The sequence below is a fragment of the Nocardia alba NBRC 108234 genome (genome assembly GCF_001612665.1).
GTDB classification, from domain to species: domain Bacteria; phylum Actinomycetota; class Actinomycetes; order Mycobacteriales; family Mycobacteriaceae; genus Nocardia; species Nocardia alba.
In genome coordinates this window covers 68765-85304 of record NZ_BDAX01000015.1, presented here as the reverse complement: position 1 = coordinate 85304, position 16540 = coordinate 68765, and the positions used below count along the sequence as shown (strand labels likewise).

Here is a 16540-nt window from a genome sequence, read left to right as displayed (position 1 = left end):
GATCCTGCCGAGCGCCTCGATTCCGGATCAGCCGAGTTTGTACACGGTGGTGCAGTATTCGCGCACCAAGTCGACGTCATGGCTGATGAACACCACTGCCAGCGGCCGGCTGTCCATGATGCGCAGCAAGAGTTCGAGCACGGCGTGGCCGGTCTCTCGATCCAGCGCGGAAGTGATCTCGTCGCAGACCAGTACCGATGGCTCCGCGGCCAGTGCTCGGGCGATCGCGACCCGCTGACGCTGTCCCCCGGAGATCTGGCGTGGATACCGGTGGGTGAAATCGGTCGGCAGTCCGACTTCCAGCAGCAATTCCTGGGTGCGAGCCCGCCGGGTCGCCGCGTCGGAGATACCCCGCAACCGCAGCGGCCGTTCGATCGCCTCTCCCACCGTCCGTACCGGATTGAGGGTGGACAGCGGATCCTGGGGAACCAATTGGATCGCACGCCGGTCCGCCACTTTCCGATTGCCGGCACGCAGTGGCAGGACACGACCTTCGAGGTGCAAGGTCCCCGATGCCGTCCGTTCCGCTGCCTCGGAATGCAGGCCGGTCAGCACGCGGGCCACCGTGGTCTTGCCGACACCGGACGGACCGGTCAGTGCCGTCACCACGCCAGGGCTCAGGTCCAGGTCGAGGTCGGCGAACACCACCCGCTTCCCGATCGAGGCGCGCAGACCTCGCGCGATCAACGTCGCCGCCGAATCAGGCGTGCCCGCGCGGATCTCCTGGCGCTCGGACGAGGCCGCCGGTACCGCACCGACGTCGATCACCTTGTCGCAGAAGGACTCCAAGAACGACACGTTGTGCCCGGTCAACACAATCGTCACGTCGCGATCGGTAGCCCAATCCCGCAGCCGCGCGGCGACCTGATCCCGTCGGTCTTCGTCGAGCCCGGCGAACGGCTCGTCGAGCAGCAGGACGCCGGTGCCGCGGAACATGCCGCGCACGAGCGCAACCCGCCGCTGCTCTCCGCCGGACAGCTGACCAGCACGACGCCCGAGGTAGTGCGCGGGAAGGCCGAGGCGCTCGAGCATCGCGATGGCGGCCGGGTGATCGGCTCGCGGCGTCATCTGGGTGACGAGCCGGTTGACCTTCATGGTCGCGGGCAAGGCCGCGCCCGGATCCTGACCGACGAAGGTGATCTTGTTCCGGCGGAACTCGCGCAACGCTTCGGGTTCGAGCGTGAGCGCCTGCTCGCCGAACACGCTCGCCGTGCCCGCGGCGTGGGTGACACCGGGCGGGAGGTAGCCCAACAGCGCCCACATCATCAGTGTCTTGCCCGACCCCGATGGTCCGGTGACAGCGGTGATGCCGCCGGCGGCGGCGGTCAGGGAAATGCCGTCGACGAGTGCGGTTCCGCCGGGGTCTCGCAATACCAACCCGTCGACCCGTGTCGCGGGAGTTGCCGCTACCGCTGCTTCACTCATTCGTTCGCCCGCTTCCCGGCCGCGGTCCAGACACCGATCATCCGCTGCATCCCGAAGGCGAGGGCGATGATGCCCAAGCTCGGCGCCAGCACCGACCACGGATTCAATTGCATACCCGGGCCCACACATTCGCGCACCATCGTCGCCCAGTTGCTCTCGCTCAGCGTGGTCGGAAGCTGCAGGAAGGCCGCGGTGCCGACCAGATAGATCGACTCGACGAACCGCAATCCGAACTGGGTGGCGACGGTCGAGCGGAGGTTGGGCAGCGTCTCACGCAGGATCAGGCTGGGCAGCCGTTCACCGTTGGCTACCGCGACTTCGACGAAACCGGTCGCCGCGAACGGCGCGGCCGCCGCAGCGAAAACCCTTGCGCTGTAGGGGGTTCCCAGTACGAGCGCGATGACGACGAGCCCGTAGGCGCCGAGCTGGGGCCAGGTCAGCATGAGGATCAGCGTCGCCAGCACCGGCGGCAGCAGAATCAGCAGATCGGCACTGCGTTCGATCCACTCGCCCAGCCCAGTGCGCAACGCGGCCGCACATCCGATCAACGCTGCCAGCGCGGTGACCAGCACCGCCATCACCACGGCGAGTAGCAGCAGGTCCCACCCGCCGTTGAGGAAGCGGCTGAGCACGTCCCGGCCCAGCTGGTCACCACCGAGCAGCGCTTCACCGCTGGGCCCCGCGAACGGGAAGGTCACCGGCCGATCGACCGGATGCGGCGCCACCCACGGCCCGACCACGGCCGCGACGACGACAACGAGCGCGGGGGCGACTCGCGCCGACACACGGAGCCGGTTCATCTGCGCCCCTGGATCACCCAGGCGCGCAGCAGATCCGCGACCAGCAACATCACCATGATGCTGGTCGCGGCGAGCGCGACGATCGTCAGTGCCAGCGTGGCGTCTCGATCGGCGACCGAGCCCGCCAGCACCGATCCGATGCCCGGGTAGTTGAAGATCGTCTCCACGACCAGCGTTCCCGCCAGCAGCGGGCCGATGGTGGTCGCCAACGACATCGCGATGGCAGGCAGCGCGGAGGGCAGGACGTTGTGCCACAGGACCGACCGCTTGCTGAGCCCGTCGAGTTCGGCGGCATGCACCTGCGGAGTCGATCCGGCATCGACCAGGGCCGAATGGACCACGCGGATATTCCATCCCGCCTGCGGGATCGCCAAGGCGATCGTGGGCAGGATCAGCATGCTCAGGCTCTCCGGTCTGCCCGCCGCGTCGGGAATCGTGACGGCGGGCAGCCACCCGAGCCAGACCGCGAACACGACTGCGAAGACCGCGGCCAGGACGAACTCGGGGACTGCGATCATCACCGTCGACCCCGAGGCCAACCCACGCGCGAACGAACTGCGCGGACGCAGCGCCCACATCGAGCCGAACGCGATCGCCGCGGTCGCGGTCACGATCAGGGCGAGGCTCCCCAGCAACAGCGTGTTGAGGAACTTCGACCCGAGGACATCGACCACCGGCGTACCGCGCAGCGTCGTGCCCAGCTCGCCCCCGGCCAGGTTCCGCAGCCACTCCACGTAGCGCACCGGCCACGGGCGATCCAGCCCGAGTTGATGTTCGGTCGCCGCGATCTGCTCCGCGGTGGCCTCTTTGCCCAGGAGCGCGCGAACCCCGTTGCCCGGCAGGAAGGCGACCGCGGCGTGCACCAGCGCGAGCAGCACCAGCAGCATGAGTACGCGCTTGGCCACGATCGTCGCGACCAGTCCGGTGGTGCGCACCATCTACGGCGTCATCCAGGTCCGCTCGAGCTGGACCCGCCCGTAGCCCGAGGCCGTCGGCGCGTCCTTGACACGGGAGGACGCGATATCGATGCCGTCGGCGGTGCCCCACACGACATAGCCGCCCCGGTCGTACTGGATCCGCTGCATCGCATCCAGCGATTCCTTCTGCGCGGAGCCGTTCGGGGTCGCCAAGGTCTTGATGTACGCCGCGTCGAACGCCGCGTCGTTGAAGGCGGTCTCGTTGGCCGAGGTTCCCGAGCGCAAGACCTTGCTGCCGTAGAACATCAGCGAGTCATTGGTCGCCCAGCTGACAGTCGTCATCGGCGCGGCGGCCTTCACCCACGACTGGTCGTAGAACGCGGTCGGGTCCTGCACGACCACCTCGATCTTCAGACCGATGTCGCTGAGCTGGGTCGCGATCAGCCGGGCGGAGTCGACCTCGCCGATCGCTTCCTCCTTGGTGTAGAGGCGATGCGCGATCGCGGCATCGAACTTGGCGTCGCTGAGCAGCTGCTTGGCGCGAGCCACGTCCCGTTTGCGCTGTGGGAGGTTGCGGTCATAGGCCGGATCGCCCACACCGAGAACGTCGTTGCCGACGGTGCCGTAGTCCGAGAGCACCTGCTTGACCATCGCGGGTCGATCGACACCGAGCCGGATCGCTTCGCGCACACGGGGATCGGCGAAGGGGCCGTCGGAGGTACGCAACGCCAGACAGACCGCCAGGTCGTTCGGCCGACGGATCACGGTCAGATCCGACCGCGAAGCCGAGGTACGGGCGGCCAGCGCACCGACGTTGGACGCCAGGTCGACCTGCCCGGCGGCCACCGCGGTCGCCAGCGCCTGCGAGCTCTCGAAGCGGGTGATCTCGATGCCGTCGAGCATCGCCGGTCCGCCGTACCACTTCTCGTGACGGCGCAGGCGCGCGTTGCCGTCGGAGTAGGACTCCAGCACGAACGGGCCCGACCCGGTGGCCTTGGTGATATCGAGTGGGCTGTCGGCCTTCATGACGAAGGTCATCAAGCGCAGCAGCAGTGGAAGCTGTGAGTTGGGCGTATCGCTGACCAGCCGCACCCGGCGAGCATCGACGGCCGTGATCGCCTCCAGCGGCACCGGCACCTTCCAGTCACCGTTGGGCCGCGACCGTAGCGTCTTCAACGACCAGACCACATCGGCGGCGGTGACCGGCGAGCCGTCGTGGAACGTGGCGTTCTCGGCGATGGTGAAGGTCCACGCCTTCTGCTCGGGATCGGCCTCCCACGAGGCGGCCAAGCGCGCACCGACATTGGACGCGGCATCCTTGACGACATTGGGCACCGTCAGCGGGTCCAACAGTAGTGACAGCAGCAGCATGTCGCTGTCATTGCCGATCAGCGAGTACGGATTGGTCGTGACAGCCGAGGGCTTACCCAACGCACCGATTCGTAGGACTCCCCCACGCCGCGGCGGCCCGGAATACGAATCCCCTTCTCCCGGACTGGAACCGCAGGCCGCGATCAGGGCGATCGACCCAGCCGCAGCACTACTCGCGAAGAACCCACGCCTCGAGATGCTCACTCGTCCACACCCTCATCCGTAGCACACAATTCTATGCGTACCCTAACCTAACTCCCTGCCCCGAGTGGGCGACTCTGTCCGATCCGGCGGCGCTCGGTGATCTCGCCGATGCATTGGGCGGCAGACAGTTTCACGTGCTGTCCGCCGGGAAATCTTCGCCGAAATCCACGCGGCGCTACATCGGCTCGGCGACGTGCCCTCCGGCGGCACGATCGTCACCACCGTGTGCGATGGTTGGGAAAGTATCCGATGCCATCGTCGCCGAGGAGAGGTCCTACAGTTGCCGGACGGCTGCGCCCGCGAGATCGACGATTCGACGAATTCCCGTCCGACGGTGGGATCGACGACGGCATGAGGGTCGCGAACAGTGTGCGCGAGAGTCGCCCGCTCATCGCCCTCGCGGCCCCGATCGCCGGAATCCAGCTCGCGCAGGTGGCCCTGACCACCACCGACCTGGCCATGATGGGACTGCTGGGCGTGCAGGCGATCGCTGCCGGCGGTCTGGCGATCACGCTGTACAACCAGGTCCGGACCATGTGTGTCGGCGTCGTGACCGCGGTCGGGAATATGGTGGCCGCCGCCGTCGGCCGCGGCGAGTCACGCGTCGGCACCGATCGCCTCGACGAACAGGCCGACGACGAGATCCGCCAGGTCGTGCGGGCGGCCTTTCTGGTCGCGACCATCATCGGCCTGCTCGCCGGCGGCGCGTTGGTGGGCCTGAGCTACTCGCTGGTCTGGTTCGGCCAGGACTCCCGGATCCTCGAGTTGGCGCGACCGATGATGATCGCGTTGTCGTTCGGCCTGGTGCCGATGCTGTGGCTGAATGTCTTGCGTCAGTTCGCCGTCGGCATGCGCCGACCGGGCTCGCTGCTGTGGGTCACCATCGGATCGGTCGGGGTCAACGCCCTACTCAACGGCGCGTTCATCTACGGATGGATGGGATTGCCCACCCTGGGGCTGACCGGGATCGGCTGCGCCACCTCGTTCGTGAATCTACTGACCTGCACGGCGTTCTTCCTGATCGTGCGGCGCGATTCCCACCTCGGCCCGCTGCTCTCGATCCGAGGCCGGCGAGCCGATCTGGCGAAGGTTCGTGAGATCCTGCGCCTCGGCATCCCGATCAGCGCGACGTACGGGTCAGAAGCCGGATTGTTCTCCGTCGCGGCCCTGATCATGGGCAGCTTCGGGCCCGCCGCCCTGGCCGCGCACAACGTCGTCATCCAGCTGACCTACATCATCTTCCAGGTGACGATCGGCCTGTCGCACGGCTCGTCGATCCTGGTCAGCCGGGTCATCAGCAAGGGCGAGGTCGATGCGGCCAAGCAGATCGCCCGCACCGCCCTGACACTGGGAGCCCTGGTGATGGGCGTGACCGGCGTGATCTATCTGGTGGCCCCGAAGCTGGTCCTGCTGCCGTTCCTCGATCCGAACGAAGCGGCCGAAGTACTGCCCATCGCGAAGACGCTGCTACTCATCGCGATCGTGCAGCAATTCATGGACTGCGCGCAGAACATCGGTGTCGGGTTGCTCCGCGGACTCGGCAATACCAAGAGCGGATTCACGATCACACTCATCGGATACTGGGCGGTCGGCTTACCGGTCCTGGTGGTGTTCGCCTACGGATTCGGACTACGTGGAACCGGTGTCTGGCTCGGCCTGTGCGCGGGACTGGCCGTGACGGCAACATTGCTCCTGCGCCGATTCCACCACGACCTGTCGCTGATCACGCCTGCTCGTACCGCCGCGCTGATCTAGCCGTCGTGCGAAATCAGTCGAACAGCGTGGACCCCCAATAGGATTGGGCATCCACGCCGGGAGGCACAGCGAAAACACCGGATCCGACATGCTTGATGTACTCGTTGAGCGCGTCGTTGCGCGCGAGATTGTTCTGCATCGGCACGAACTGGGTGATCGGATCGCGGCAGTAGGCGATGAAGAACAAGCCGGCGTCGAGGTGCCCGAAACCGTCCGAACCGTCGGTGAAGTTGTAGCCCCGGCGCATGATCTGGATACCGCCGAGTTCCTCGGCCGAGGCCAGCCGGACGTGGGCATCAGCCTCGACCAACGGCCCCGACGGCCCCGCGGACTGCAGATCCAGTTCGTCGAACTCCTCGCGCCCGCCCATCGGCGCACCGGTGCCCTTGGTACGACCGATCACCCGTTCCTGTTCGTGCAGGGTGGTGCGATCCCACGGCTCGATCAGCATGCGGATCCGGCGCGTCACCAGATACGACCCACCGGCCATCCACCCCTGATCGTCGCCGCGGTCGACCCACACGAACTTGTCGACCAGATCGCGATCCTCAGCCTTGATATTGCGGGTTCCGTCCTTGAAGCCCAACAGGTTCCGTGGCGTCACCTGACTGGTCGACGTCGACGAGGTACGACCGAACCCGAGCTGTGACCAGCGGACCGACACCACACCGAACCCGGCACGCGCGAGGTTGCGAATCGCGTGCACGGCCACCTGCGGGTCGTCGGCGCAGGCTTGGACGGCGATGTCCCCACCGCAGCGGGCCGGTTCCAAGGCGTCGCCGGTGAACTTGGGCAGGTCGACCAGCGCGGCGGGTTTGCGTGCCGCCAGGCCGAACCGGTCGGTGCCGTCGGCACGGGTGAACAGCGACGGACCGAATCCGATCGTCAACGTCAGCTTCGACGCGTGCAGATCGAGCGCTTCGCCGGTGTCGGTGGGTGGCGCGTACTGCTCTCCGCCGATAGCGCCGTCGGGTGTCGCCTCGTGGCCCGCGGTCATCCGCTCGGCCATCACCGTCCAGGTCTTCAGCAGCTCGATCAGCTCGGCCCGCGAGGTGGTCTGTACGTCGAATGTCGCGAAGTGCAGCCGATCCTGAGCCGGGGTGACGATGCCCGCCTGATGCTGCCCACGAAACGGCACTGTGGGCGAGACGGTTCCCGCGCCGGCCGGACTCGACATCCGACCGGCCAGGACTCCGGCGCCCGCCGCCGCGACACCGACACCGGCCGAGCCGATCAGGCCGCGGCGCGAGATGACGCCACGGCCGCGCCCGTTTCTAGGATCCGGCGACGACACCCTGCACCTGACTCACGACCGCGGACAACGCATCGATACGGCGGGCGAGCTCGACTCGCTGCTGCTCGGTCACGGTGTCGTAGCTGACCTGCCCGTCGCCGCGCCGGTACTCGGCCAGCTCGGCGTCGAGTTCGGCGAAACGGCGGTCGATCTGCTTGCCCAGCTCGGCGTTGCGCTCATCGAGGATCGGTCGCACCGACGCGATAGCGGCCTGGGAGCCGTCGACGTTGGCTTGGAAGTCCCACAGATCGGTGTGGGAGAAGAGATCCTCTTCGCCGGTGATCTTGGTCCGGGCGATTTCGTCGAGCAGTGTCTGCGCGCCACCGGCGACCTGGAGCGGGTCGACGGCGAAGTCCGCGGCGTTGATCCCCGCGACCAGCTCGGCGATGTCGGCGAGCAACTGGTCGGCGATCTGGTTGGTGTCGGGCTTGACGCCCTGAGCCCACAGATCCTTCTCCAAGCGGTGGAACCCGGTCCACTTGTCACCGGCGGCGAGGTCTGCTTCGCGCAGGTCAAGGCGGGGATCGAGGTCGTTGGGGAAGCTCTCGGCGACCGGCTCGATCCGCTCGTAGTAGGTGCGGGTGCGCGGGTACTGTGCCTTCGCTCCGTCGATGTCGCCGGACTTGATCGAGGCCACGAAGATCTTCGCGGTGTCCTGCAACGCCGTGACCTGGCTGGTGAGGTAGCGCTTGTATCCGGCGGCCGCGTCGGCGAGTTTGCCTGTCTCGTCGCGGGTCTGAGCCGTACCGGTCACGGTGAAGTCCTTGCGGATACCGTCGCCGATCATGCCCGGCTTGCACGCGGCCTGGTACGCGCCCGGATCGGACACCGGCACGATCAGCTTCCGGGTCAACCCGGGCCCGATGTTCTCGACTTCGCCGATGACCCGGTCACCGATTCCGTAGACATAGAATTCGGTCACCTTGGTGCCGTTGTTGGTCACCTGGAAGGTCACGGTCCCGGTTGCGGCCGAGTCGCGCGAGAGCGAGCACGTCGAGTCGTCGGTGGTGACGTTGATATCGCCGGCATCGCTGTCGGACTTGCTGGTACACGAGGCGAGCAATAGCGAGGCCGTCATGACGGCAGCGATCGAGACTACTGGGTAACGCACGAGGACTCGGCCTTTCATTATTGCGGGATATCCGCGGAATCAGTCGGCTCGCGGCGACGCCCGCCGGAAGATGTGAGCGGCGCAATCGGCCGCAGGAACAACGTCAACACCACGATCACGTACGCCGACCAGGCCGCCACCTGCAGGACGGTCGGTTCGGGGCGGAAGTTGAAAATGCCCTGGGCCAAGGTGCCGTACCAACTCGACAGGGAGAACCACGACGAGATGTCGAACGCCCGCGATGCCAGCCCGGGTAACCAATCCGCGGTCTGCAAGGCCCGGATTCCGTAGGCGAGGATTCCGGCGGCGACCACGATCAGCAACACGCCGGTGTACTTGAAGAACAGCGCGAAATTGATCCGTACGGCGCCGAAGTACATCGCGACCGTCATTACCACCGCGATCAGAATGCCGAGCAGCAGGCCGATCAGCGGCCATTGGCTACCCGCGGTGTTCTCCGCGTATCCGACCATCAACAGCGCCGTCTCCACCCCTTCACGTCCCACCGCGAAGAAGGCCAGGGCGAGCACGGCGGACGGGCCGATGGCCAGCGCCTTCGACATCCCCTCCCGAAGTTCCCCGGAAATGGACCGCGACGCCGTTCTCATCCACAGCACCATCCACGTCACGATCACCACCGCGACCAGCGACGCGAGACCCGAGATCAGCTCGGCGGCGACACCGGTCACCGTCGAGGTGCCGAAGCGGACCCCGACGAAGATCGCCGCGACCATGACGATCGCGGCGCCCACTCCCCCGGCAACCCATTTCAACGACTCACGTCGCTGCGACTTCACCAGAAACGCCACCAGGATCATGATCACGATCCCGGTCTCGAGTCCTTCCCGTACACCGATCAATCCACTACCGACCAGTTGCGCCGCGACCGATGGCGCCTCGGACGCGACTACTCGCTCGATCACATCCACTCCCGGCCGATCCTCGATCCGACCCCACCGCGCTTTGGTAAGGCAAACCTAGTCTGGCATATCGCTGGTCGACGCGGGAGCCGATCCCCCACTGCGGTGCCGGCTACCCAGCCCGCGCGACCACCTTGCGGGCAACGAGCTCCAGTGTCACCGCGACGGCGCAGGCCTGCGACAACATCAATCCGATCAGCACCAGGATCTGCACCGCACCGGCCTGTACGGCCGAGCCGCTGGTCAGGAGCACGCCGATGAAAGCCCCGGGCAGCGTCACCAGACCCACCGTCCGAGCCTGGTCGACGCCGGGGATCAACGCGTCGGTGGACGCGCCGGTCAGCACCATCATGCGGGCCGGGCGATCGGTGAAGCCGAGACTCAGCGCGGCTTCGACCTCACCCCAGCGTTGGCTGATCGCGTCGAGTCCGCGCCGGGCGGCGAGCGAGGTCGCGGTCATGGTGCCGCCGAGCAAGATGCCCCCGATCGACACCAGCGTCACCCCGTGAATCGGGACGACACCGCTGAGCAGCGTCACCGGCATCACCGCGATGATCCCGGTGGCGATGGCCAGGCCGAGCCAGATCCCCGATCGCCCGGCCTCGGCTCGGCGCGCCGAAGTGAACATCGCGGCTCCGAACATGATCAGCAGGATCACCGCCGCCGACCAGAGGTGGCGCACGGCGGCGGCGAGAATCAGCGCGATCGCACCGAGCTGCAGCACCGCGCGGATCGAGGCCCTCGGCACGACCAGGGCCGAGCCCAGTCCGGCGACCCGATAGACCGCCGCCGCGGCGAGCGCCATCGCCACGCACAGCACGATCAGCGCGACGCTCGGCGTCACAATCACCTTCGGCTCCTCGCCACGACTGCCGATCTTCGACGCATAGCGCGGTATTGCGCGTCATACTCCGACAATGCGTCATTCTCGGACAATGTAGGGCGCGATCGACGCGAGCTTCTCGCAGGTTTCCTCGAATTCACGCTCGGGGTCGGAATCGGCGACGATGCCCGCGCCCGCGCGCAGCCACGCACCGTCGGCCGCCTGATACACCGCCCGCAGGACGAGCGCGGCATCGAGTGAGCCATCGTGCGAGATCCGCAGGACGGCACCGGAGTACAGGCCACGGGGTTCGTCCATCCGAGCGATCGCGTCGAGCGACTCCCGTTTGGGAATGCCGGAGGCGGTCACCGCGGGGAACAGCGCTTCCAGTGCGTCCCACGCGGTTCGGTCATCGGCGAGCACTCCCTGGACGAGCGAGGCCAGATGCTGGACGCTTCCGCGTTCGCGCACGCCCATGAACTCCTCGACTCCGACGGAAGTCGGCGCGCAGATCGGTCGCATCTCCTCGACCGCGGTCCGCACCGACACCGCGTGTTCGTAGATCTCCTTCGGATCGGTTTCCAGTTCGGCGCGGGCGGCGGCGTCGGCTTGCGCGCCGCGGCCGAACGCGCGCGTTCCGGCCAGTGGCTGGGTCGCCACCCGGCGGTCCTCGTCGACGGTGACGATCACCTCGGGGCTGAAACCGGCCGCCGCGGCGCCGTCGAGCCGGAGCAGGAACGAGCGAGCGGGGGTGTTCGCCCGCCTGCCGAGCTCGTAGGTCGCAGGCAGATCGACCGGGAAGGGCAGCCGCACCGACCGGGACAGAATCACCTTCTGATACTGACCCTGTCGAATCTCCTTGACCGCCTGCGCAACCCGAGTTCGGTAGGCCGAACCCTCCGCTTGGACATCGATCCGGACCGCGGCGTGAGCACCCGGCCGCGCAGGGGTGGCGAGGTGGGCCCGGACGCGGTCCCGGTCCGCTGCCGCCACACTGCGGATCGACACACGGTGACCGTCGAGTCGCACCTCTACGCGGGGGACGATGAGTCGAACCAGCGTTCCGCTCGGCGGCGCGGCGCCTCGGCGGCGCACATGTGGAAGCAGTTCCGCGAATCCGAAATTCACCTGGCCGTAGGCGTGCCAATCCTCGATCGGCAGGCTCGCCAGCGCGGTATGCAAGGCCACGCTCGGCGACCCGGACCATTCTTGGACGTGTTCGGTGCCATCACAACGGGAGTGGATCCGCCGCGCATCCATGGTGACCGTCGCGAGTTCCCCTGCGGCGAAACACCATTCACCACCGGACTCGTAGAGCACGTAGTCGCCGACGGCGTCACGGGCCAGACCGACCGCCGAGGCGATCGGATCGTGGGCGAAGACAAAGGACTCGAAGTCGTATTCGATCATCGGTTCGCCTCGTTCCGCGCACCGTCGACGGCGCTGTCACCGCGGCGCTGGGCGTCGACGTCGCGCCGGTCCAGGATCGAACGCAGGATCTCACCCGCGCGGACAGCGGTGGCCGACAGCAAGGACGCGGTGATGCCGTGCGAGTGCTCGGTCCCGCCCTGCAGATACACCCCGCCGATCGAATCGGGCAGGGACAGGCGGTAATCGCGTTCGATCCGCCAGCGTCCTTGTTCATCGGTGTGGCAGTGCTGGGCCAAGTCCCCCAGCAGCGGCGCCGGGTCGGCGGGCAGGTAGCCGGTGGAGTAGACCACCACATCGGCGTCAAGGACGGTCTTCTCACCGCTGGTCAAGGATTCCACGACGACCCGAACCCCGTCGCCGCTGTCGACCACCTCGGTGATCCGCGACGCGTTGAAGATCCGTAGCCGCTGCTCGCCGCCCACCTTCTCCCGGTAGCAGCGGTGGTAGAGATCGTCGATGAGGTCGAGGTCAACGACCGAATAGTTGGTGTTGCCGTGGTAGTCCATCAGCTGCCGCTTGACCTGCGTCGGCGCGGAGTAGAAGGCATCGACCCCGTCCGGGTCGAATATCCGGTTGGCGAACGGACTGTCATCCGAGGGGCTGTAGCCGTAGCGCGTGAAGACCGAGCAGACGTCGGCGGCGGGGAATCGGTCGTGCAGGAACGCGGTCACCTCGGCGGCGCTCTGCCCCGATCCGACGACCACGCACCGGGCAGGGTCGGTCAGCTCTTCGATGCGGTGCAGCAGCTCGTGGTTGTGCCAGATGCGATCGGTGCAGGCGATCCCCTCCGGCAGGCGTGGCCGCAGGCCGGTAGCGAGAACGACATTGCGGCCGTGGAAGACCCGACCGTCGGCCAGGCGCACGTGGAACAGGTCGGCCACCGGCGTCACCGCCACGACCTCGCTGCCATAGGACACCAGGTGATCGACGCCCGCGGCGGCCCACTCCAGATAGTCGTGGAACTCGACGCGAAGGGGGAACAGCCGCTTGTGGTTGATGAAGTCGACCAGCCGTCCCCGCTCGTGCAGGTATGCGAGAAAGCTGAACTCGCTCACCGGATTTCGCATCGTGACCAGGTCCTTCAAGAACGACACCTGCATGGTGGCGTCCTCGATCAGCATCCCGCGATGCCACCCGAATCGCGGCTGACGCTCGAGGAAGTGGGCCGACACCGCGGCGTCGGTCCGATCATCGAGCTCACTGACGGCGATGGCCAGCGCCAGGTTCGAGGGGCCGAATCCGACCCCGATCAGATCATGAACCGGAACATCGTGACATACCGGCATTTTTGCCCCATCCACTCGATGAAAACGCAAAGCTAGCCTAACCTAATTTAGGTCAGGATTGGCTTAATGCGTTGGCGGACATTGTGTTCCGGCGCGAGGAGGAAGCATGCGAGTCGCGATGTTCGGGTACCAGACCTGGGGCCACCGCACCTTGAAGGCACTGCTGAACGCGGGCCACGAGGTGGCGCTGGTCGTCACACACCCCAAGAGCGAGCACGTGTACGAACGGATCTGGGCCGACTCCGTCGCCGACCTCGCCACCGAGAACGGCGTACCGGTCGTGATCGCCAACCGGCCGGACGACGACATGGCCAGAGCGGTCAAAGAGGCCGAGCCCGACATCATCGTCGCCAACAACTGGCGCACCTGGCTGCCGCCCGAGATCTTCGCGCTGCCGCGATACGGCACCCTCAATGTGCACGATTCCCTGCTGCCCGCCTACGCGGGCTTCTCGCCGGTGATCTGGGCACTCATCAACGGGGAGAAGGAAGTCGGCGTCACCGCGCACATGATGAACGAGGACCTCGACGCCGGCGCCATCGTGGTGCAACACGCGGTCCCCGTCGGCCCGCGAGACACCGGGGCGGACCTGTTCCACAAGACCGTCGATCTCATCGAACCGGTCGTCACCGAAGCCCTTGCCCTGATCGCCGGCGGCGAACTCGCGCCGACCACGCAGAATCCGGCCGAAGCCAGCTTCTTCCACAAGCGGTCCCTCGAGGACAGCCGGATCGATTGGACCTGGCCCGCCGAGGACATCGAGCGACTGATTCGCGCCCAATCCGATCCCTACCCCAACGCTTTCACGCTGCACCGAGGACGGCCGTTGCGGATCGTGCGCGCCTCGGTCTCCCAGCGCGCCTACGGCGGCACGCCGGGGCGCATCTTCATCCCCGAAGGCGACGGCGTGGTGATCGTCGCCGGCGCGGACGCCCGGCGCGGACGCAGCCACGGGCTGGTCATCGAACGCGTCCGCACCGAGGACGGCACCGAGGTCGCCGCCCGTGATCACTTCACCACCATGGGCGGCTACCTCGGACGGTAGCGCTCAGCCACCGTTCGACGCCTCCGACATGGCGACGGCGATCCTGCGCGGCCCGGTGAACGGCTCGCGACCGTGCGCCGTCGCCATGTTGTCGACGATCAGCAGATCGTCGCGCCGGTAGTCGAATCGCGTCGACGCATCGCGGTAGCACTGTCGCAGGTGGGCGACGACCTCATCGGGAATCGGCGCACCGTCGCCGTAGTAGGTGTTGTTCGGCAGACCGTCGCACCCGTAGATATCGAGCAACCCTTCGCGCACCGTCGGCGCGAGGCTGCTCTCGTGGAAGAGCACGATGTGGTTGAACCACAACGGCACGCCGGTCTTCGGATGACGGTGAACGACATCACGAACAGCTGTGGTGCGCAGGGCATTACCCTCACGCCATTCGGGTTCGACGCCGCCCGCCGCGCACAGCCGTTCCACCTCGCGACGATCCTCGGTACCGAACGCGGTCCACCATCGCAGCCCGATGTCCTCGCCGTAGTTGCGCACGACCATCCAGCGTCGGCGCTCGAACTCGGCCCGGACGGCCGGGTCGATCAGTTCGTACACCCTCCGCGTCGAGGACAGCGGCGTCGCACCCTGGGTCTGCGGCGGTTCGACGCAATGGAAGAACAGCGTCAGCGGCCAGATCGCCTGGTAGGACATCTCGTTGTGCAGCGGGATCTCGGCGTGCTGGGGATACTCGGTGGAGGTGTAGACATTGCCCTTGATGCGCGTCCGGGGGGAGGACTGTTCGACATAGGTCAGCAATTCCCCCGATATCGCGCGCACGCAGCTCTCGAATCCGTCGGTTCCCCCGACATCGAAACCGCGCAGCAGCACCGCGCCGTGCTCGGTGAGCCGGTCACGGAGCGCGGTGCGGTCGGCGCGAAGCCGGTCGAGGGCGGGGCCCGCTCCGTCGACGACGAACGGGATTGCCAGTGGTGCCGATGGCGTATCGATGGTCATCCATTCTCCAGACCTCTGAACGATTAGGTTAGCCTATGCTATTTTTATGCTCGGTTTTCGGCGATTTCGACGAAAACTGTTGAACCCCTTATCAACTGCCGCGGCGTCCGCGCCGAGACCAGTCGAGCAGCCCCGCGAAGGAGCACTCATCCATGAATCAACACCCCGTTCCGCGCCGAACCTGGAACCGTCGCCAGTTCTTCGGGTTCGGCGCCGCGACCGTCGGGTCGGTTGCCCTGCTCGCGGCCTGCGGCACCAGCGATGGAACCGAAAACGGTGCACCGCGGCCTGATTCGGCGGACTCCTTCCCGGTGACCGTCACCGACAAATTCGGCCCCGTCACCATCGATCGGGCGCCCGCGACGATCGCGTCCGTCGGCCGCACCGACCACGATGTGCTGCTCGCCCTCGGCATCACCCCGGCCACGGTGTATCGCTTCGTCCCACCCATGACGAAGGGCGTCGGCGTCTGGGCCGAGTCGAAGCTCGGCGCGGCGAATCCGACGATCCTGACCAACCCGATCAACATCGAACAGGTACTGGCCGCGCGGCCCGACCTCATCCTCGATGTGCAGTCCACCGGCGACGAGACCGAGTACCGGGCGCTGAGCAAGATCGCACCCACCCTCGGGCTGCCGCCGAACACCGCGCCGAATACGGTGACCTGGCAGGACTCCACCCGGATCATCGCCACCGCGGTCGGGCGCAAGGCGGACGGCGAGAAACTGATCACCGACACCCAGGCCGCGCTCGACCGGGCGAAGGCCGCGAATCCGGCCTTCCACGGTAAGACCGTGTCGATCCTGCTCGGCAGCGCGCGGCAACTGGGCGTGTACACCGTCAACGACACCCGGATGAAGGTCGCCGCGGCGCTGGGGCTGGTGCCGACGGCATACGTGGCCGGGCTCGATTCCTCGAAGTTCTTCGTGGAACTGTCGGCGGAGCTGGTGAACCAGGCCGACGCCGATGTCGTCGTGGTGTTGACCAGGGAGGGACTCAGCCGCGCGGACACCCTCGCGCAGTACCCGGCGCTGGCGGCCTCGCGGGCCGCGCAGGAGAACCGACTGGTCGTCGTCGAGGACTTCAACATCTCGTTGGCGCTGTCGGCCGGTTCGGTGCTGAGCGTGCCCTACGCCGTCGACGGCCTGGTACCGCTGCTGGCGCGCCGGTTCGCCTGATCCAGCGGCGTCTTTCGTCTGCCCGGCCG

General features: G+C 67.0%; 14 protein-coding genes. 3 read left to right on the top strand and 11 right to left on the bottom strand.

Annotation, left to right across the window (positions count from 1 at the left end; translation table 11 throughout):
* Positions 1-27: 27 nt before the first annotated feature.
* The 4 genes from NA12_RS17510 to NA12_RS17495 are packed head-to-tail and all read right to left on the bottom strand — an operon-like array spanning position 28 to position 4717.
* Entirely contained in the window at positions 28-1425 is a 1398-nt protein-coding gene (locus NA12_RS17510) for an ABC transporter ATP-binding protein (protein WP_067451898.1), read from the bottom strand.
* Entirely contained in the window at positions 1422-2225 is an 804-nt protein-coding gene (locus tag NA12_RS17505) for an ABC transporter permease subunit (RefSeq protein ID WP_067451895.1), read from the bottom strand. The genes NA12_RS17510 and NA12_RS17505 overlap by 4 nt, the downstream gene beginning before the upstream one ends.
* Entirely contained in the window at positions 2222-3163 is a 942-nt protein-coding gene (locus NA12_RS17500) for an ABC transporter permease (protein WP_243654967.1), read from the bottom strand. The genes NA12_RS17505 and NA12_RS17500 overlap by 4 nt, the downstream gene beginning before the upstream one ends.
* A complete protein-coding gene (locus tag NA12_RS17495) occupies positions 3164-4717 on the bottom strand; it encodes an ABC transporter substrate-binding protein (RefSeq protein WP_067451890.1) in 1554 nt (517 codons plus the stop codon). It lies immediately after the preceding gene.
* Positions 4718-5068: 351 nt separating this feature from the next.
* Here NA12_RS17495 and NA12_RS17490 point away from each other — a divergent pair, with 351 nt between their 5' ends.
* On the top strand, positions 5069-6472 hold the full coding sequence (locus tag NA12_RS17490) for an MATE family efflux transporter (protein WP_067451888.1): 1404 nt from the start codon (positions 5069-5071) through the stop codon (positions 6470-6472).
* A gap of 13 nt (positions 6473-6485) precedes the next feature.
* Here NA12_RS17490 and efeB read toward each other — a convergent pair whose 3' ends face one another.
* From efeB to NA12_RS17460, 6 genes are all read right to left on the bottom strand, one after another.
* A complete protein-coding gene (gene efeB / locus NA12_RS17485; protein WP_067451886.1) occupies positions 6486-7766 on the bottom strand; it encodes an iron uptake transporter deferrochelatase/peroxidase subunit in 1281 nt (426 codons plus the stop codon).
* Positions 7747-8895 (bottom strand): iron uptake system protein EfeO, encoded by a 1149-nt coding sequence (efeO, locus tag NA12_RS17480; protein WP_067451883.1) that lies wholly within the window; start codon positions 8893-8895, stop codon positions 7747-7749. The genes efeB and efeO overlap by 20 nt, the downstream gene beginning before the upstream one ends.
* Positions 8895-9797 (bottom strand): iron uptake transporter permease EfeU, encoded by a 903-nt coding sequence (gene efeU, locus NA12_RS17475; RefSeq protein ID WP_132370083.1) that lies wholly within the window; start codon positions 9795-9797, stop codon positions 8895-8897. Before efeU ends, efeO begins: the two co-directional genes overlap by 1 nt.
* 112 nt (positions 9798-9909) lie before the next feature.
* Positions 9910-10644 carry an ABC transporter permease gene (locus NA12_RS17470; protein WP_132370081.1) on the bottom strand — a complete coding sequence of 245 codons (735 nt, stop codon included), beginning with the start codon at positions 10642-10644 and terminating at the stop codon, positions 9910-9912.
* Between the two features lie 75 nt (positions 10645-10719).
* Positions 10720-12030: a salicylate synthase gene (locus tag NA12_RS17465; RefSeq protein ID WP_067451880.1), complete on the bottom strand. Its 1311-nt coding sequence runs from the start codon at positions 12028-12030 to the stop codon at positions 10720-10722.
* A complete protein-coding gene (locus NA12_RS17460) occupies positions 12027-13337 on the bottom strand; it encodes a lysine N(6)-hydroxylase/L-ornithine N(5)-oxygenase family protein (protein ID WP_067451877.1) in 1311 nt (436 codons plus the stop codon). Before NA12_RS17460 ends, NA12_RS17465 begins: the two co-directional genes overlap by 4 nt.
* Before the next feature lie 106 nt (positions 13338-13443).
* Between NA12_RS17460 and NA12_RS17455 the strand changes: the two genes are divergently transcribed.
* Entirely contained in the window at positions 13444-14382 is a 939-nt protein-coding gene (locus tag NA12_RS17455) for a methionyl-tRNA formyltransferase (RefSeq protein WP_067451875.1), read from the top strand.
* Between the two features lie 3 nt (positions 14383-14385).
* On the opposite strand, the gene NA12_RS17450 is transcribed toward NA12_RS17455, so the two are convergent.
* Positions 14386-15333 (bottom strand): TauD/TfdA family dioxygenase, encoded by a 948-nt coding sequence (locus NA12_RS17450; protein ID WP_067451873.1) that lies wholly within the window; start codon positions 15331-15333, stop codon positions 14386-14388.
* A 152-nt stretch (positions 15334-15485) separates the two neighbouring features.
* Between NA12_RS17450 and NA12_RS17445 the strand changes: the two genes are divergently transcribed.
* Complete coding sequence (locus tag NA12_RS17445) at positions 15486-16511, top strand: ABC transporter substrate-binding protein (RefSeq protein WP_207905625.1); 1026 nt, start codon at positions 15486-15488, stop codon at positions 16509-16511.
* The last annotated feature ends 29 nt before the right edge of the window (positions 16512-16540 follow it).